The organism is Curtobacterium sp. MCLR17_043, assembly GCF_003224215.1.
GTDB classification, from domain to species: Bacteria; Actinomycetota; Actinomycetes; order Actinomycetales; family Microbacteriaceae; genus Curtobacterium; species Curtobacterium flaccumfaciens.
The window spans coordinates 181,273-198,520 of the sequence record NZ_QKLH01000003.1 but is presented as its reverse complement, the minus strand read 5'-3'; the positions used below and the strand labels follow the sequence as shown (position 1 = coordinate 198,520).

Below are 17,248 nucleotides of genomic sequence, written 5' to 3'. Positions count from 1 at the left end.
TTTTAGCACTCGACCCTGGTGAGTGCCAAAAGATCGCTCGGAAGACGCCGAGAACCGTCGACCGCCGATCAGCCGCCGAGGAACGGGTCGATGACCGCCCACGTGGCCGCGGGGGCCTCGAGGTGGGGGAGGTGTCCCGCCGCCGGGACCTCGGCGAACACCGCATCGGGGACGGCGGCCGCCACCGCGCGACCGTACGCCGGCGTCACGACCCCGTCGCTCGCGCCGAACACCACGAGCGTCGGCACCCGCACGGCCCCGTGTCGATCGAGCAACGTCGGGTCGCTCATCGACCGCCCGGCGACGACCGCCATGGTCTGCCCGTTCGACCGCTGCACCGCCCGTTGTTCCTCGGTGACGGACGCCGGGTCCTGGTACCCCCGCGCGGGATCGTGCCAGGCGACCTCGGCCAGCCCGCGGGCATCGAGGGCGAAGAAGTCGGCGATCGGTTCGCCCTCGACCACCGCACCCACGCCGTCGATGTCGACGACGCTGCCGACGACCCCGGCGAACCGGTCGTCGGCAGCAGCCTGCACGGCCATCTCGAGGGCGATCCAGCCGCCGATGGAGGAGCCGACCACCACGACGTCCCGCTCCCCGGCGGCGAGGAGCTGTTCGAGGTACGCGGTCGCCAGGGCCGGGACGGAGTCGATCCCGTCCGGGCGCGGGGTGCCGTCCCACCCGGGGTGCGTGGGGGCGACGACGTGGAAGGCGGGTGCGAGGTGCGCGACGATCGGCGCGACGGTCCGGGGGCCGCCGCCGCCGTGCAGGACGAGCGCGGTGCGGGTTCGGGAGTCGGTCATGGTTGCTCCGTATCAACATGTTTATGTACGAGTGTTGATACCGTACCACCATGCCGACCGACCTCGAAGCCCTGGGCCACGCCGTCAAGCGGGCGCAGTACCGCAACCACCGCACGATGGACGCCGCACTGCGCGACCTCGGCGTGACCCTCGTGCAGTGGGACGCCCTGCGCGCGATCGACCGGATGCCCCGCGCATCGGGGCACGACCTCGCCGGCGCGACGTTCCAGAGCGACCAGGCCTTCGGCACCCTCGCGAACCGGATGCTCGACCGCGGGCTCATCACCCGGACCGCCGGGCGGGGGCGGCGGATCGAGCACGCGATCACCGAGGACGGCCGGCGGGTGCTCGACGAGGGGCACCGCATCGCCGAGGGGGTGCTCGACTCCCTGTTCGCACCGCTCGACGAGCCGCGACGGGCGGCGCTCCTGCAGCTCCTCACGACCCTGACGGATGCCGCCGAACCCTTCGGCGCGCAAAACGTACACAGCGCGAATGGTTCGTTGAACTGACCGTTCACTTCGTGAAAGAGTTCAGCCGTCCGCAGGGGACACACGGCAAGCAAGAAGGGCGGGACACGACATGCACAGCACGTACTCCGGGATGCCTCGGACGGCACGGATCGGTGGCAGCCACACCCGCGTCGGTCTCACCGACCCGGCGATCATCGACGCGTACGTCGAGCGTCGCATCCAGGACCCCTCGCTGCTCGCCGGTCGTTCCGAGCCGTCCTACGCGGACTTCTTCAGCACGCCTGCCGTTTAGCAAGGAGCGCATGACCCCATGCCGTTGACCGTCGTCCGTCGAGAGCACGTCCACCTCTACGCCCGCGAACCCGAGTCCGGGGTCGCGAAGACCGCCGTCGACGCGCTGCTCCGCCTGCAGCACGCCGAGGATCAGCAGATCGAGTCCGCCCGCATCGAGAGCGGCCTGTCGAAGAACGAGTTCCTCGCCGTCCGGTACATGCTCCAGGCACACCGGGACGGCCGCGCGATGGGCCCGAAGGACCTCGCCGTGATGCTCGCCGTCTCGAACGCTTCGGTCACCAAGATCGTCGACGGGCTCGTGCAGAAGGGGCTGCTGTCGCGCACGGCGCACCCCACCGACCGTCGTGCGCAGGTGCTCGCCCCGACCGACCAGGCCGCCGAGAAGATCGACGCCTCGTACGCGCGCTTCCACGCGGCCGTCGTCGAGGTGCTCGAGCAACTGCCGGACGCGGACAACGCCGTCCTCGCCGACTCGCTCACGAAGATCGTCGACGCGCTCGCCGCGGGCACGCCCGCGCCGGTCGACGAGTACACGGTCGACGACCAGGACTGACGCGAGCGCGCCCGGCTGACGCGACCCGGCGGGTGCGACGCGACCCCGATACGGACTGGAGGCCCGTGGTGCGCCCGCCACGGGCCTCCAGTCCGGACGGTGGCGAGAAAACCTTCCAGCGGTAAGTTGGGTGCATGACGCACCCTGCGGACGACGCCGACGCGGCCCAGCCGCGCCGCGGCGGGTACCGCAAGGGCGCCGAGCGGCGCACGCAGATCCTCGACGAGATGATCCGCATGGTCGCGGAGCAGGGGGTCGACGCATCGTCGCTCCGCTCGGTGGCCGAGACCCTCGGGATCACGCACGCGGCACTGCGCCACTACTTCCCGAGCCGTGACGAACTGCTGCTCGCCGTCTACCGGGAGCACGAGGTCCGCGAGCAGGGCGCGCCCGACCGGATGAAGTCGGCGATCGGCGACATGCGCGAGAGCGCATCGCGCAACCGGGCCGTGCCGGGGCTGGTGCAGCTGTACACGACCCTCGCGGCCGACGCCGTGCAGGAGGGCCACCCGGCCACACGCGACTTCATGCGCGAACGCTTCGCCCGCCTGCGTGCCGAACTCGCCGAACTGATCGAGGCGGACCAGGCGAGTGGCCGGATCCGCGCCGACCTGGACCCGGTCGACCTGGCGAGCCTGAGCATCGCGGCATCCGACGGGCTGCAGGTCCAGTGGCTGCTGGACCCCGACGCGGTCGACGGCGAGCGGGTGCTGCGGCTGCTCGAGCAGCTCGTCCCGCCGGTGCGCTGAGCGGCCAGGGGTACGCCCAGACCGCCGGTGGCACAGCGACCGGCCGGTAGAAGGGCAGCATGACCACTTCCACGCGCACCCCGCTCGGCGTCACGCTCGTCGACGGGGGCGCCAACGTCGCCCTGTTCTCGAGCACCGCCGAGCGGGTCGAGTTCTGCACCTTCGACGACGACGGCACCGAGCACCGCACCGAGCTCCGCAACCGCACCGGCTACACCTTCCACGACGTCGTCCCCGGCGTGACCGTCGGCACCCGCTACGGCTTCCGCGTGCACGGTGCGTGGGACCCGGCGAACGGCCTGCGCCACAACGGCGCGAAGCTCCTGCTCGACCCCTACGCCACCGCCGTCGACGGCACCTACGAGTGGGGCCAGGCCCTGTTCGGCCACGACATGGACGACCCCGAGCGCCTCGACGACACCGACTCGGCCAGCGCGATGCCCAAGTCCGTCGTCGCCGACCGGTCCTTCGACTGGGACGGCGACACCCTGCTGCGGACCCCGCTCGCCGACACCGTCGTGTACGAGGTGCACGTCAAGGGCTTCACGAAGCAGCACCCGGACGTCCCCGAGGAGATCCGCGGCACCTACGCCGGCATGGCCCACCCGGCAGCGATCAAGCACCTGACCGACCTCGGGGTCACCGCGGTCGAGCTGCTGCCGACGCACCAGTTCGTGCAGGACTCGACGCTCCTCGACAAGGGCCTCCGCAACTACTGGGGCTACAACAGCATCGGCTTCTTCGCGCCGCACGACGAGTACTCGTCCTCCGGCACCGCCGGGCAGCAGGTCGCCGAGTTCAAGGCGATGGTGAAGGCCCTGCACGCCGCGGGGCTCGAGGTCATCATGGACGTCGTCTACAACCACACCGCCGAGGGCAACCACATGGGCCCGACGCTGTCGTTCAAGGGGATCGACAACCAGTCGTACTACCGGCTGGTCGAGGGTGACGAGGCGAACTACTTCGACACCACCGGCACCGGCAACAGCCTGAACGTCGGGCACCCGGCGGCCCTCGGACTCATCATGGACTCGCTCCGCTACTGGGTCGAGGAGATGCACGTCGACGGCTTCCGGTTCGACCTGGCCACGACGCTCACCCGCCAGGACGGCGAGGCCGAGAAGCACTCCGCGTTCCTCGACATCATCCACCAGGACCCGGTGCTGCGCGAGGTTAAGATGATTGCCGAGCCGTGGGACACCGCCGGCTACCAGGTCGGCGGGTTCCCGGCCGACTGGTCCGAGTGGAACGGCAAGTACCGCGATGACCTGCGCGCGTTCTGGCGCGGCGACGAGGGCGCCCTCGGCGACGCCGTCCAGCGGGTCCTCGGCAGCCCCGACGTCTACGAGGGCTCGCGGCGCTCCCCGCTGTGCTCGATCGACTTCGTGACCGCCCACGACGGTTTCACCCTGGCCGACCTGACGATGTACGCCGACAAGCACAACGAGGCGAACGGCGAGGACAACAACGACGGCGAGAGCGACAACACCTCGTTCAACGGCGGCATCGAGGGCCCGACCGACGACGGCGCGGTGAACGACTACCGCGACCGGCAGCGCCGCAACTTCCTCGGCACCCTGCTGCTCTCCGCCGGCGTGCCGATGATCCTGGGTGGCGACGAGCTCGCCCGGTCACAGGGCGGCAACAACAACGCGTACTGCCAGGACGACGAGATCTCGTGGTTCGACTGGGCCGCCGCCGACCAGGACCTGCTCGCCTTCACCACGGCGGCCATCGCGTTCCGTCGGCAGCACCAGGCCCTGCGTCCGGAGTGGTTCCGCACCGCGCCGGGTGACTCGGAGTCGACGGTGACCGTGCTCCGTGCCGACGCCGCCGGGTTCGAGGACGGCGACTGGGCGGACGGCGGCAACCGGGCCGTGACGCTCGTGCTGCACCAGGGCGACGACACCGTGGCCGTGCTGCTGAACGCGTCGGACACGACGGTGGAGTTCACGCTGCCGGAGCGTCCGGGTGGGGGCAGCTGGTCGCTCGGGCTGTCGAGCGACCCCGACCAGGCCGTCGTGGGCGACGCGGCGACGCTGCTCGTGCGCGACGCGTCCTTCACCGCGCTGGTCTGAGGGGTCGCGCGGGCGGGTCGCTCGCGCGGTTTCGCTTGGTGAGCAGAAATGGTCGGGCTCCCGTTCGGGACCCGACCATTCCTGCTCACGAAGTGGTGCCGTCAGAACTTCTGGTCGGTCTCCTTCGGGTGCCGGGTCTTGCCCGTCGCCTGGTCGTGCGTGGCCGCGTCCGGGGCGTCCATCGCCGGACCCACCCCGACCGGGACGCCGGCCTCGGGGTGGTTCAGGTCGAACGCCGGCGACTCCGACCGGATCCGCGGTACCGACGTGAAGTTGTGCCGGGGCGGCGGGCAGCTGGTCGCCCACTCGAGTGACCGGCCGTAGCCCCACGGGTCGTTGACGAGCACCTTCTGGCCCTTCCGCATCGTCTGCACGATGTTCAGGAAGAACGGGATCATCGACGCCGCCGTCAGGACAGCACCGACCGTCGAGACCTGGTGCAGCCAGGTGATGTCGTCCTCCGGCAGGTAGCTCGCGTACCGGCGGGGCATGGCGATCACACCGAGCCAGTGCTGGATCAGGAACGTCATGTGGAACCCGATGAAGAGCATCCAGAACTGCACCTTGCCGAGTCGCTCGTCGAGCATCTTGCCGGTGAACTTCGGCCACCAGAAGAAGAACCCCGAGAACATCGCGAAGACGACGGTCCCGAAGACCACGTAGTGGAAGTGCGCCACGACGAAGTAGGTGTCGTGGACGTGGAAGTCGAGCGGCGGCGACGCCAGGATCACGCCGGTCAGCCCGCCGAACGTGAAGGTCACGAGGAACCCGATCGCCCACAGGATCGGCGTCTCGAAGGTCACCGACCCCCGCCACATCGTGCCGACCCAGTTGAAGATCTTCACGCCTGTCGGCACGGCGATCAGCATCGTCATGAGTGAGAACCACGGCAGCAGGACCCCACCCGTCGCGAACATGTGGTGCGCCCACACCGACACGGACAGCGCCGCGATCGAGATCGTCGCGTACACGAGCGTCTTGTAGCCGAAGATCGGCTTCCGGCTGAAGGCCGGGAACACCTCGGACACGATGCCGAAGAACGGCAGGGCGATCACGTAGACCTCGGGGTGGCCGAAGAACCAGAACAGGTGCTGCCACAGCAGGGGTCCGCCGTTGGCCGGGTTGAAGATCTGCGCGTCGAAGACCCGGTCGAGCAGCAGGCCGAACAGCGCCACTGCCAACACCGGGAACGCCATGAGCACGAGGATCGACGTGATCAGCACGTTCCACGTGAAGATCGGCATCCGGAACATCGTCATCCCCGGGGCACGCATCGTGATGACGGTCGTGATGAAGTTCACGGCGCCGAGGATCGTGCTGAAGCCGGTCATGCTCAGGCCGGCGACCCAGAGGTGCCCGCCGATGCCCGGTTCGAAGGTCGTGTCCGACAGGGGCGCGTAGGCCGTCCACCCGAACGCGGCCGCTCCGCCCGGTGTCAGGAACCCGCCCATCGTCACCAGGCTGCCCATCGCGTAGAGCCAGTACGAGAACGCGTTGAGCCGGGGGAACGCGACGTCGGGGGCACCGATCTGCAGCGGCATGATCGCGTTGGCGAACCCGGAGAACAGCGGGGTCGCGAACAACAGCAGCATGACGGTGCCGTGCATCGTGAGCAGCTGGTTGTACTCCTCGCGGGTCTCGAGCACGTCGAGTCCCGGGGTGAAGAGCTCCGTCCGCATCACCACCGCCATGACCCCGGCCAGGCAGAAGTACCCGAACGACGTCACCAGGTACAGGTTGCCGATCGTCTTGTGGTCGGTGGTGGTGTGCCAGTGCACGAACCGCGCGCCGAGCTTCACCGGACGTCCGGGGCCGACGTCCGCCGGGTGTTCGCCGAGGACGGGCGGGTTCTCGAGGTCGGTCACGGGGTGCTCCCATCGGATCGTTCGGAAAGCGCGAGGCTGATGTGACCGTGATGTGCGGTCGCGTTGATTCTGTCCATCGGGTGCGCATTGCGTCCGAAGGAACGGGCGGAATGCAGCGAGATGTGGATACGGGTCGTGTTGCCCCGCGAGGTCCGGGCACGAAGCCTGCCGGGGGTCCTCCGTCGTGCCTGGGTGGTCGGCTTCTCCACCCGCGTCCTGCCCGTCCGACCGGCCGGCTGCGACGACCCGGAGTGGACCCCGGTCGAGTTCCTGCTCGACGTCGAATCGTCGAGCACCGGCTGGGCCGAGGCGTTCGAGATCGAGTTCACGAGTGCGATGACGCCCCGGTGTCGACGAGCGATCCGGGGGAACGGTTGCCACCTGGAACCCATCAGCCGACCGCACCGCTGAGGCCCGAGCTCGCCGGGTGACCCCCGATGACCGAACCGGTGTCCGCACCGGGCCACAGGCCGGCTGCGACGCGGCCGGTCCGTGCGTGCACGCTCGTCATCGCGGCGGCGAGTGCGACCTGCCCGAGGTCACCGGTCGTCGCGTAGGCCGCACGTTGCCTGGACGCGCCGGTGCCACGCGCGAACAGGTCGGCCAGGCCGCGTTCGACGAGCTGGTCGTCGCCGTTCGCGACGAGCGCCGGCAGCACGTGGGCGAGCAGGAGCGTGACGACCTCGCGTGCGGGTGCGGCGCGGCCCGTCAACGGGTCGACCAGTTCACCGTCCAGGCCCTCGAGCGCAGCGCGCCAGTTCGCGAGCCGGACGGTGCAGGCGGGGGTGTCGCGCTCGAGCGACCCCGAACGCCACTCCTCGACTGCGGTGTCGACCATCGCCCGGACGAGTCCGGCGATCGTCACGGTCACCCCGGGGTCGAGGGGGACGTCGGCGACGCGGACCTCGACGGTCGGGTGTGCGCGGGACAGGCGCGCGTCGAGGTAGAGCATCCCCTCGTCGAGCAGGGCGCCGGTGCGGAGCATGCCCTCGGTGACGGCGCGGTAGCGCTCCTCGGAGCCGAACCGCTCCATCGGCCCGGCCGACGGCCACTGGCTCCAGGCGATCGACCGGAAACTCGCATGACCGGTGTCCACTCCGGCATGGAAGGGGGAGTTGGCACTCAGGGCGATGAGCACCGGTGTCCACGTGCGGATCCGGTCGAGCACCGCGACACCCTCGGCGGGGGAGTCGATCGCGACGTGGACGTGCAGGCCGCAGGTCAGGCCCTGCCGGGGGATGCACCCGTAGCGCTGCATCATCCGGTGGTACCGGGCGCCGTCGCTCACGTGCGGGGTCACCGGAGTCGGCGACGTCGCGAGCGGGGCGGCGTGCGCACCGAAGCCGTTCGCGACCTGTTCGACGAGTGCCCGGTTGTCGAGCACCTGCGCGCCGAGCGCGGCGAGCGAGGTGTGCGGGCGGGTGGTGACCTCGATCATCTCGCGCTGCATCTCGCCCACGACGCCGCCGGGGTCCGGCACCCGCGTCGCCCTCGCACCGGCCAGCACACCGTCGGCGACCGGCACGGGCACGCCCGTCGACCGGTCGATGAGGAGCAGCTCCTCCTCCACACCCATGGTTCTCATCACCCGAGTGAAGAAGCCACCGACTTCGGGCCGTTCCAGATGGCCGACGAGCGCGGATCCGTTGGCCGAACCGCGCGGTCCGGTCCACGGAGCGCAGGGTCGAGCGATCACACACCCTGGTGAGCAGCAATGGTCGGGTCCCCGTTCGGGACCCGACCATTGCTGCTCACGAAGTGGTGCGTGTGGCGCTCCTGGGCGCTCCTAGGCGTTCGCGCCGGCGGTCAGCACGGCTGCCGCGGGGTCGAAGTCCTCGGGGAGCGGCGGGATCGCGTCCACGGCCGACGTGATGTCGACGGCGGAACCCGACTCGGCCGCGTCACGGATGCCGAGCAGCACGTCGAGCACGTGCAGCGCGACGGCGCCGGAGGCACGCTCGGGGCGGTCCTCCGCGATGGCGCGGGCGAGCTCGACGACACCGGTGCCACGACCCCAGGTGGAGCCGACGGCCTCGAGCGTCTCGGGCTCGTCCTGCCCGTAGCGCCAGAGCTGCGACGAGCCCTCGAACGTGTTCGGGTCCGGCAGCGAGATCGTGCCGAGCGTGCCGTTGATCTCGACGAAGCCCATGCGGGGCAGGGCGTGCTGGAACGAGAACGTCGACTGGGCGGACTGCCCGCCGGCGAACTCGATCAGGGCCGCGTGGTGCGTCGGCACCTCGACCGGGAACGTCTCGCCGGCGCGGGGGCCGGACGCGATCGTGCGACGGTCGAGCGACTTCGACGAGACGGCCTGCACGCGCGAGGCGGTGCCGAACGCGTGCACCAGGGTCGTCACGTAGTACGGGCCCATGTCGAACAGGGGGCCGGCACCGGTGGCGAACAGGAAGTCCGGGTTCGGGTGCCACGCCTCGGGTCCGGGCACGTGGAACAGCGTCGTCGCGGAGAGCGGCTCGCCGATGTCACCGCGGGCGATGGCCCGGAGCGCCGTCTGGATGCCCGCGCCGAGCACGGTGTCCGGAGCGGTCGCGACGCGCAGGCCCTTGGCCTTCGCCGACTCGAGCACCGCGGCGGCCGACGCGTGGTCGGTCGCGATCGGCTTCTCGCTCCAGACGTGCTTGCCGGCGTCGATGATCTGCTGGTCGACCTCGGCGTGTGCGGCCGGGATCGTCAGGTTGATCACGATCGAGATGTCGTCGCGGGCGAGGAGTTCCTCGACCGATCCCGACGAGGCGACGCCGTACGCAGCCGCCTGCGCAGCGGCACGCTCGAGCAGCACGTCGGCGACGAAGCGGACCTCGACGTCGGCGAACTTGGTCAGGTTCTCGAGGTACTGGGTGGAGATGTTGCCGGCACCGATGATGCCGATCCCGACACGGCTCACTTGTCGTTGTCCTTGAGCCAGGTGAGGGACTCGGTGATGCCCTCGAAGACGTCGCCCTTGTACGCGTCGAACTCGACCACGCGGATCGCCTGCGGTGCGGCGGCGAGGATCGCGGCCACGTCGACGTCGCCCTGACCGGCCGGCGTCTGGTTCTCGAAGGCGCGCTGCAGCGCCTCGGGCACGATGAGGGCGCTCTCGGACGAGGGCAGCGCGGTGCGGATGTCACCGTCGACCTTGCCGTCCTTGACGTGGATCGCGACGACACGGTCGCCCAGGCCCTTGAGCACGGCGGGGGCGTCGGCGCCACCGACGGTCGCCCAGAAGGTGTCGACCTCGAGGACGGTCTCCGGCGACAGCTGCGACACGAAGAGGTCGTAGACGGTGCGGCCGTCGACCTTGTTCGTGAACTCCCACTGGTGGTTGTGGTAGCCGAACTGCAGGCCACGGCCGGCCGCCTCGGCGGTCAGCTCGTTGACGCGCTCGGCGATCTTCGCGACGTCGTCGGCGGTCTGCCAGCGGTCGGTCGGGATGAACGGGTCGATGACGGTGCGGATGCCGAGGCGCTCGGCGGCGTCCCAGATCGGCGCGGTGTCCTCGGCGTCGATCACGGCGACGTGGCCGGACGGAGCCTTGAGGCCGGTGGCCGCGAACGCACGCTCGAGGTCGGTGGCGCGCTCGACGAACGCGTAGGGCTCGACGTTCTCGTACCCGATCTCGGCGACACGGGCGATGGCCTTGTCGAGGTCTTCGGCGATGGCGTCGCGCAGCGAGTACAGCTGCACAGAAGTGGTGGGCATTGCAGAGGCTCCTTCGATCCTGTCTGGGTGTCGCGGCCCGTCGAGGAGCGATGCTCCGCGGCGAGATCGATGACGACGCTACCCCAAAAACCACCCGGTGTGTAGTTTTTGCTGCCTCGTGTGACGCGGCCGGTGTTGCAGACAACACGTGTCGATGTATGCTCGCGTCGGAAAAACCTTGTCAGGCAAGGTTTTCATCGACTCAAGGAGGCGTCATGAGCACACCCGAACCCGGCAGCCCGGCACTGCTCAACCCGGAAGAGGGCATCACCCAGCCCGTCAGCACGGTCAAGGTGGGCATCGGCTACCAGATCGCCCTGTTCCTCGGGCAGTTCGGCCTCTTCGTCGCGCTCATGGCGCCCGTCTACGTGAGCATGCAGCTCAAGGCGCAGGCCCTGGTCGGCGACGACGCCGCGAACGTCATCGGCTCGGTGCTGCCGATCGGCGCGTTCGGTGCGCTCATCATGAACCCCCTCGCGGGTGCCCTGTCCGACCGCACCCGCACGCGCTGGGGCCGTCGTCGCCCCTGGCTGCTCAGCGGTGTCGTGGTCTTCGCGATCGCCCTCGCCTGGATCGCCTACTCGCCCGACGTCCTCAACCTGACGCTGGCCTGGCTGCTCGCCCAGCTCGCCGCGAACGCCACACTCGCCACCCTGCTCGCGAGCTTCGCCGACAACGTGCCGCAGCTGCAGCGCGGCCGGTCCTCGAGCATCATCGCGCTCGCGCAGAACATCGCCGTGCTCGCCGGCACCTACCTGTCGGTCTTCTTCGTCGCGAACCTGCCCGTGCTGTTCATCGCGCCCGGCATCCTGGCGATCATCCTGGTCGCCGTGTACGCCGTCGTGGCCCGTGACGACCTGCCGACCTACAAGGTCAAGAAGTTCACGTTCCTGAACCTCATCGCGTCGTTCTGGACGAACCCGGTCAAGAACCCGGACTTCGCGTTCGCGTGGTGGTCGCGCTTCCTCATCATCTTCGCGACCTTCATGTTCACGACCTACCGCCTGCTCTACATGGAGCAGCACCTCGGCATCGAGAGCGCGAAGGAGGCGACGGCCGCCGTCGCCTTCGGTGTGCTGCTCTACACGATCGCGCTGCTGGTCAGTGCGGCGCTGTCCGGCTGGGCCTCGGACAAGCTCGGTCGCCGCAAGGTGTTCGTCGGTGGCTCCACGGCGATGTTCGCGGTCGGACTCATCGTGCTGGCGCACGCCGACACGGTCAACGGCTTCTACGTCGCCGAGGTCATCATGGGCTTCGCGTACGGCATCTACTCCGCGATCGACACCGCACTCGTCGTCGACGTCCTGCCGAACGCGGACCGTCCCGGCAAGGACCTCGGCGTCATCAACATCGCCAACGCCCTGCCGCAGTCGCTCGCCCCGGCCGTCGCCCTGTTCTTCCTGAAGATCGGGTCCGGGGACGCCGCTGACAACTACACGCTCATGTGCTGGGCCGCCGGCGCGATCGCCATCATCGGCGCACTCGTCGTGATCCCCATCAAGCGGGTGCGGTAGCGCCCGTCGCGCAACGCGACAAAAGGACGGACGGGAGGGCCGTGGCGACGCCGCCACGGGCCTCCCGTCCGTCGCGCCACCGATCCCACCGCGCCGGGCCGGCGTCAGGGGGCGCCGGGGGAGGGCAGCTCCTGCCGGAGCGCCTCGGCGAGGCGGGAGGCGAACCGGCGGACCGCCGTCGCCTCGTCGACGCTCAGCGCGTCGATGGTCTCGATGAGTGGCGCGTGGATGTGCCCGTAGGCACGCGCGAGGTCCTGCTCGGCGGACCCGGCCGCCGTGACGAGGATGCCGCGCCGGTCCGCGGCGTTCGGCCGCCGCTCGGCCCGGCCGTCACGCACCAGGCGGTCGATGAGCTTCGTGATCCCCGCGGTGGAGAGCCGCAACGCCCGGGCGAGCTGTGTGGGGTTGACCGTCCGTCCATCGCGGCGCGCGAGCACCAGGTGTCGCAGGGCGAGGGCATCGATGGGGAGCATCCCCAGGGTGCGGAGCGCCTGCTCGTCGGCCTCGTGGACGCTGTCGCTCAGGGCCTGCAGACTCGCGATCGCGGCGGCACCCTCGGCGGTGCGCGGCTGCCGGTCGAACAGATCGGATCCGCGCTGCTGGTCGTCTTCGCTCATGGTCGCCCCTGCGTCCTGTCGTTTGGTGGACAAACCCCATGTTCCCCGACCTCCCTGGGAACCCAAACTGGGGAAGTAATCAGCCAGGCGAGACAACTGTTGCGGTCATGACGCCATCGATGTCCGGTGGCGGAGATCAGAAGGAGTGACCATGTCGAACACGGCAGGAAATCCCGCACGGCACGACTCGGTCGTCCGTGCCACCTGGAACGAGACCAAGTCCGCACTCAAGACCACCGAGTTCTACGCCTGGCTGGTCGTGTCCATCGCGATCCTCGTCGCGTCGGCCGTCGTGGACAACGCGGACGAGGGCCACACCGGCTTCGGCGCCGACCAGGCCTGGCTGTACGTCGCGATCGTGACGGCCGCCTACGTCGTCAGCCGCGGCATCGCGAAGTCCGGCGTGCGCAAGCCCGACTGGAACGACGACGACCGACGCGACGTCAACGGCCGTTCGAACTGACGCCGAGCACCACGTGCACCCGGCTCCCCGAGCCGGAGCGAGGCCGTCCCGATCACATCGGGACGGCCTCCGTCACGTCCGCTCGTGTCGTCGCCGCACCGATACCGTGAACCCCATGCTCGACGCCACGCCTGCCCCGTTCGACACCCCCGCCGGCCGCATCGTCGGGACGGTCGACGGCGACGTGGTCCGGGTGCTCGGGATCCCGTACGCGCGGGCCGAACGGTTCGCCCCGCCGCAGCCGATGCCACCGTTCGATGGCGAGCTGCACGCGTCGACCCCGTCGCCGGTCGCACCGCAGCCGCACGAGGAGTTCGTCGACCTGCTGCTCAACCCGATCCAGGGCATCGAGGTCGACGAGCACTGCCAGCGGCTCTCGATCACGCTGCCCGCCGACGTGCGGCCGGGCGAACAGCTGCCCGTGATGGTCTGGATCCACGGTGGCTCGTACGTCATCGGCGGCGGCGACCTGCCGATCTACGACGCCCGCGACCTGGTGACCGAGCAGCGCGTGATCGTGGTGTCGGTCACGTTCCGGCTCGGCGTGCTCGGGTTCCTCGGTGACGGCGAGACGATCCCGGCCAACCTCGGGCTCCTCGACCTGGTCGAGTCGCTCCGCTGGGTGCGCGCGAACATCGCTTCGTTCGGCGGCGACCCCGACCTGGTCACCGTCTTCGGGCAGTCGGCCGGCGGGGACGCGGCCGCGCACCTGATGATCAGCGCCGGCGCCGGCGGGCTCTTCCGCCGCGCGATCATCCAGAGCGCTCCGCTCGGGCTGTCCCGCGGTCGGGCACGGATGAACCGCGCGATGGTCCGGGCGGTCGGCACCGTGCACGCCGACACCCCGCTCGAGGACCTGCTCGACCGTCAGGCGCTCGGCACCCGGGCCGCCGCGCCGTACGGACTCGCCGCCGGCATGCCGTTCGGCACCCAGTACGGGTTCGCACCGCTGCCCGACGAGCGCGACCTCGATGCCGCGTGGAGCCGGGTCGCGCCCGACGTCGACGTCCTGATCGGGTCCGGTTCGGACGAGGCGGGCATGTACGTGCCGCTCGTGCCCGGCCTGCGTCGGGTCACCCGGTCGCGGGTGCTGCGGTCGGCCCTGCGGTGGTGGGTCGTCCGTCCGCTGTCCGACGTCATCTACGGGCGCGACGCCCGACGGTTCACCGAACGGCACCGACGCGCCGGCGGCCGGGCGACCTCCTACCGACTGCACCGCGGTGTCACGAGCGCCCCGACCGGAGCCGTGCACATGAGCGACCTGCCGCTGCTGCTCGGTGGCCGCGAGGCCTGGGCCGGCACCCGGTTCGTCCCCGAACGCGACTGGCCCGAGGTCGAGCGCCGCGGCCGGGCCTTCCGGGCGATCTGGGCCGACTTCGCCCGCACCGGCGAGGTCCGGGCCCCCGATGACGAGACGCTGACGTTCGACCGCGGCTGACCGGGAGCCGGCGACGGTGGCCGCGCCCCCTGAACTGGCGGTCGCGGGCCGCTGACCGGCCCCGCACAATCGTCAGCATGCCCACGACCGATGTCGACCTCCGCGCACGCATCGTCGCCGGGGCGATCAGTGCCTACCGAGCCGGGGACTTCCACCGTGTCGGGCCCGACGAGGTCGCCGAGCACGCCGGGGTCACGGCCGACGAGTTCCACCGGGCGTACCCGATGTGGGAACTCCTGGTGGTCGCGGTCATGGACAAGTGGAACAACGGCAGCCGACGCGAGCTCTGGCCGATCGCGGAGCGGGACGGCACGGTCGCCTACCTGCGTGCCCGGCTCGCGGCGGGCTTGGAAGATCCGGCTCTCGTGCGCCTCCGGGTCGCCGTGCTCAGCGCCGCCTCGAACCCCCACCACCCCGCCGCCGGGTGGTTCCGCACCCAGTACACGCGCGCGTTCGAGGACGTCACCCTCGCCCTGGTCCGTGACGTCGTCGCCGGCCGGGAACCCCGCGGCGCATCGCCCCGGCACGCCGCCGAGCAGCTCATGGCGCTGTACGAGGGGCTCCAGCTGCAGTCCGTGATCCGAGACGACGGGGAACCGCTCAGCGCCTTCGACCGGGCGGTCGCCCGGATGCGCGTGGGCTGGGCAGCGGCACGCGTGAACGCCTGATCCGGGTCGGGCGCGCACGTCGGGTCCGGTCCGCACCATGCGGGTCCGGGGCTTTCAGCGGCGAGCGGTCACGACTCGCCGCGCGTGCAGCGTCGCGTGGTCACGTTCCGTCGTTTGGCGGTGCCGCAAGCAACGGTTCGTGACCGCTCGGCGGGCAGCCATCGGGGTGTCCTGACCGCGCGCGCCGGCCGTCCGGCGTGGACGCGGGGTGGTCACGACTCCCCGCACGGGCTGCGTCGCGTGGTCACGTTCCGTCGTTTGCGGGCGGCGGGGCCGACGGTCTGTGACCGCTCGGCGTGCGGGCCGCGGGGGGTCGTGACCGGTGGCGGGCTGGTGGAGCGTCCGCACCACCCCGGTCCACGGCCTGGAGGCCCGGCGCGGCTGGCAGACGTCGGTGCACCCACCTGGCATGGTCGGCCCATGGAGTACACGGACTACGACACCCGGCTCGCCGCCTACGGCGTGATCACGGACGGTGACCGCGTGCTCCTGGCGAAGCTGCGTCACCCCGACGCGGGCACGTGGACGTTACCGGGCGGCGGGGTCGAGTTCGACGAGACCGTCGAGCAGGCCGTCGTGCGCGAGATCCGCGAGGAGACCGGGTACGAGGCCCAGGCCGGTGCCCTGCTCGGGGTCAGACACCACATCGTCCCCGCCGAACGTCGCATCCACGCCAACGGTCGCCCGATGAAGGCCGTGCAGGTCGTGTTCCGGGCGACCATCACCGGGGGAGCCCTGCGGCACGAGCTCGACGGCTCGACCGACGAGTCGCGGTGGATCCCCGTCGCCGAGCTCCCGCACCACCGCCACGGCCTGCTCGTGCCGATCGCCCTCGGCTGGGCGGGCGCCCTGTCCCGCTGACCGCGTCACCCAGCGGTCAGCTTCCGGAATACAACATGTTCACTCCTCGATGACGCTGAGGACGTTTCCCGACGGGTCGGTGAACCAGGCGATGAGCGGGCCGCCCTTCCGGTTCACACCCCGGTCGTCGGTCATCCCCTCGTACTGCAGGAACACGACGCCCTTGGTGGTGAGCTCGTCGACCGCGGCGTCGATGTCCGGCACCGGGAAGTTCAGCACCGTGAAGGCCGCGGGTTCGTGACCCGGGCCCTTCGGGTAGACGAGCACCTGGTGTCCACTGCCGAGCTGCAGGAAGAGCATGCCGTGGTCCTCGGTGACCTCGACCCCCAGGACGTCCTCGTAGAACGCCTTCGCCTCGGGCACGTCGCGCACCGAGAACCCGCTGAACGCCTTCGTCGCATCGACCATGCGGCAAGTGAACCACCGCGGCCCGACGTCGGTGCGCTCTGCGAGGATGAAGCCGTGAGCGACTCCGGCACGACCGTCGACCAGGCCGTCGAGCGCGCCGTCGAACTGGCCCGTTCGAGCGAGCGCACAGTGCTCGGGATCGCCGGAGCACCGGGCGCCGGCAAGTCCACGCTCGCCCGTCGCATCGTCACCGCCGTCGACGACCGCCTGGGTGCCGGCACGGCGGTGCAGGTCCCGATGGACGGCTTCCACCTGTCGAACGCGGCGCTCGACGCCCTCGGCCGGCACGACCGCAAGGGCGCGGCGGACACCTTCGACGCCGACGGGTACGTCGCGCTCGTCCGCCGACTCGTCGCCGCCGACGAGGACGTGGTGTGGGCGCCGGACTTCGACCGTCGCGTCGACGAACCCGTGGCCGGCAGCATCGCGGTGCCTCGCGCAGCCCGACTCGTGGTGTCCGAGGGCAACTACCTGCTCGACGACACCGCACCGTGGTCGGCGCTGCCGGCGCTCTTCACCGAGACCTGGTTCTGCGCCGTCGCCGACGACGTGCGGCTCGACCGCCTGGTCGGCCGGCACATGCGGCACGGCCGCGACCACGACGCCGCCCGCGCATGGGCGGTGGAGGTGGACGGCGTGAACGCCGCGAGGGTCGCGCCCACGGTGATCCGGGCCTCCAGGACGGTGTGGACGTGACCACCGACCGACGCGACCGTCGACGACCACCAGGCCTCCCCGACAACGACGTGACCCCGACGACGACCA

19 protein-coding genes are annotated in these 17,248 nt (G+C 70.6%); 12 read left to right on the top strand and 7 right to left on the bottom strand.

Annotated elements, in window-relative coordinates; all coding sequences use genetic code 11:
• Positions 1-68: 68 nt before the first annotated feature.
• Positions 69-803 (bottom strand): alpha/beta fold hydrolase, encoded by a 735-nt coding sequence (locus DEJ03_RS04295; RefSeq protein WP_110863638.1) that lies wholly within the window; start codon positions 801-803, stop codon positions 69-71.
• Between the two features lie 50 nt (positions 804-853).
• Here DEJ03_RS04295 and DEJ03_RS04290 point away from each other — a divergent pair, with 50 nt between their 5' ends.
• The 5 genes from DEJ03_RS04290 (at position 854) to glgX (ending at position 4,950) form a co-directional block, all read left to right on the top strand.
• On the top strand, positions 854-1,315 hold the full coding sequence (locus DEJ03_RS04290; RefSeq protein WP_110863637.1) for a MarR family winged helix-turn-helix transcriptional regulator: 462 nt from the start codon (positions 854-856) through the stop codon (positions 1,313-1,315).
• 70 nt (positions 1,316-1,385) lie between these two features.
• Entirely contained in the window at positions 1,386-1,568 is a 183-nt protein-coding gene (locus DEJ03_RS04285; protein WP_071248776.1) for a hypothetical protein, read from the top strand.
• Positions 1,569-1,586: 18 nt separating this feature from the next.
• Positions 1,587-2,123: a MarR family winged helix-turn-helix transcriptional regulator gene (locus DEJ03_RS04280; protein WP_110863636.1), complete on the top strand. Its 537-nt coding sequence runs from the start codon at positions 1,587-1,589 to the stop codon at positions 2,121-2,123.
• Positions 2,124-2,257: 134 nt separating this feature from the next.
• Positions 2,258-2,872, top strand: a complete 615-nt coding sequence (locus tag DEJ03_RS04275; protein ID WP_110863635.1) for a TetR/AcrR family transcriptional regulator — start codon at positions 2,258-2,260, stop codon at positions 2,870-2,872.
• A gap of 59 nt (positions 2,873-2,931) precedes the next feature.
• Positions 2,932-4,950 (top strand): glycogen debranching protein GlgX, encoded by a 2,019-nt coding sequence (glgX, locus tag DEJ03_RS04270; RefSeq protein ID WP_110863634.1) that lies wholly within the window; start codon positions 2,932-2,934, stop codon positions 4,948-4,950.
• A 101-nt stretch (positions 4,951-5,051) separates the two neighbouring features.
• Here glgX and ctaD read toward each other — a convergent pair whose 3' ends face one another.
• Positions 5,052-6,749: a cytochrome c oxidase subunit I gene (ctaD, locus tag DEJ03_RS04265; RefSeq protein ID WP_258370531.1), complete on the bottom strand. Its 1,698-nt coding sequence runs from the start codon at positions 6,747-6,749 to the stop codon at positions 5,052-5,054.
• Between the two features lie 201 nt (positions 6,750-6,950).
• Here ctaD and DEJ03_RS04260 point away from each other — a divergent pair, with 201 nt between their 5' ends.
• Positions 6,951-7,226, top strand: a complete 276-nt coding sequence (locus tag DEJ03_RS04260) for a hypothetical protein (RefSeq protein WP_146237649.1) — start codon at positions 6,951-6,953, stop codon at positions 7,224-7,226.
• Here the strand turns inward: DEJ03_RS04260 and DEJ03_RS04255 are convergent.
• From DEJ03_RS04255 to DEJ03_RS04245, 3 genes are all read right to left on the bottom strand, one after another.
• Positions 7,207-8,400, bottom strand: coding sequence for a glutamate--cysteine ligase (locus DEJ03_RS04255; protein ID WP_220034105.1), 1,194 nt, complete (start codon positions 8,398-8,400; stop codon positions 7,207-7,209). The two genes, DEJ03_RS04260 and DEJ03_RS04255, sit on opposite strands and share 20 nt — an antisense overlap.
• Before the next feature lie 201 nt (positions 8,401-8,601).
• Positions 8,602-9,717, bottom strand: coding sequence for a Gfo/Idh/MocA family protein (locus DEJ03_RS04250; RefSeq protein WP_110863630.1), 1,116 nt, complete (start codon positions 9,715-9,717; stop codon positions 8,602-8,604).
• Positions 9,714-10,514 (bottom strand): sugar phosphate isomerase/epimerase, encoded by an 801-nt coding sequence (locus tag DEJ03_RS04245; RefSeq protein WP_181243003.1) that lies wholly within the window; start codon positions 10,512-10,514, stop codon positions 9,714-9,716. Before DEJ03_RS04245 ends, DEJ03_RS04250 begins: the two co-directional genes overlap by 4 nt.
• Positions 10,515-10,729: 215 nt before the next feature.
• On the opposite strand from DEJ03_RS04245, the gene DEJ03_RS04240 reads away from it, so the two are divergent.
• A complete protein-coding gene (locus tag DEJ03_RS04240; protein ID WP_110863628.1) occupies positions 10,730-12,028 on the top strand; it encodes an MFS transporter in 1,299 nt (432 codons plus the stop codon).
• Positions 12,029-12,132: 104 nt separating this feature from the next.
• Here DEJ03_RS04240 and DEJ03_RS04235 read toward each other — a convergent pair whose 3' ends face one another.
• Positions 12,133-12,645 (bottom strand): MarR family winged helix-turn-helix transcriptional regulator, encoded by a 513-nt coding sequence (locus DEJ03_RS04235; protein ID WP_110863627.1) that lies wholly within the window; start codon positions 12,643-12,645, stop codon positions 12,133-12,135.
• 151 nt (positions 12,646-12,796) lie between these two features.
• On the opposite strand from DEJ03_RS04235, the gene DEJ03_RS04230 reads away from it, so the two are divergent.
• The 4 genes from DEJ03_RS04230 (at position 12,797) to DEJ03_RS04215 (ending at position 16,075) form a co-directional block, all read left to right on the top strand.
• Positions 12,797-13,108: a hypothetical protein gene (locus tag DEJ03_RS04230; protein ID WP_110863626.1), complete on the top strand. Its 312-nt coding sequence runs from the start codon at positions 12,797-12,799 to the stop codon at positions 13,106-13,108.
• A gap of 115 nt (positions 13,109-13,223) precedes the next feature.
• Positions 13,224-14,546: a carboxylesterase family protein gene (locus tag DEJ03_RS04225; protein ID WP_110863625.1), complete on the top strand. Its 1,323-nt coding sequence runs from the start codon at positions 13,224-13,226 to the stop codon at positions 14,544-14,546.
• Positions 14,547-14,623: 77 nt separating this feature from the next.
• Complete coding sequence (locus DEJ03_RS04220; RefSeq protein ID WP_110863624.1) at positions 14,624-15,214, top strand: TetR/AcrR family transcriptional regulator; 591 nt, start codon at positions 14,624-14,626, stop codon at positions 15,212-15,214.
• A 420-nt stretch (positions 15,215-15,634) separates the two neighbouring features.
• Entirely contained in the window at positions 15,635-16,075 is a 441-nt protein-coding gene (locus tag DEJ03_RS04215; protein WP_027466986.1) for an NUDIX hydrolase, read from the top strand.
• A gap of 39 nt (positions 16,076-16,114) precedes the next feature.
• On the opposite strand, the gene DEJ03_RS04210 is transcribed toward DEJ03_RS04215, so the two are convergent.
• Positions 16,115-16,483 (bottom strand): VOC family protein, encoded by a 369-nt coding sequence (locus DEJ03_RS04210; protein ID WP_110863623.1) that lies wholly within the window; start codon positions 16,481-16,483, stop codon positions 16,115-16,117.
• Between the two features lie 54 nt (positions 16,484-16,537).
• Between DEJ03_RS04210 and DEJ03_RS04205 the strand changes: the two genes are divergently transcribed.
• Positions 16,538-17,179 carry a nucleoside/nucleotide kinase family protein gene (locus DEJ03_RS04205; protein ID WP_110863622.1) on the top strand — a complete coding sequence of 214 codons (642 nt, stop codon included), beginning with the start codon at positions 16,538-16,540 and terminating at the stop codon, positions 17,177-17,179.
• The last annotated feature ends 69 nt before the right edge of the window (positions 17,180-17,248 follow it).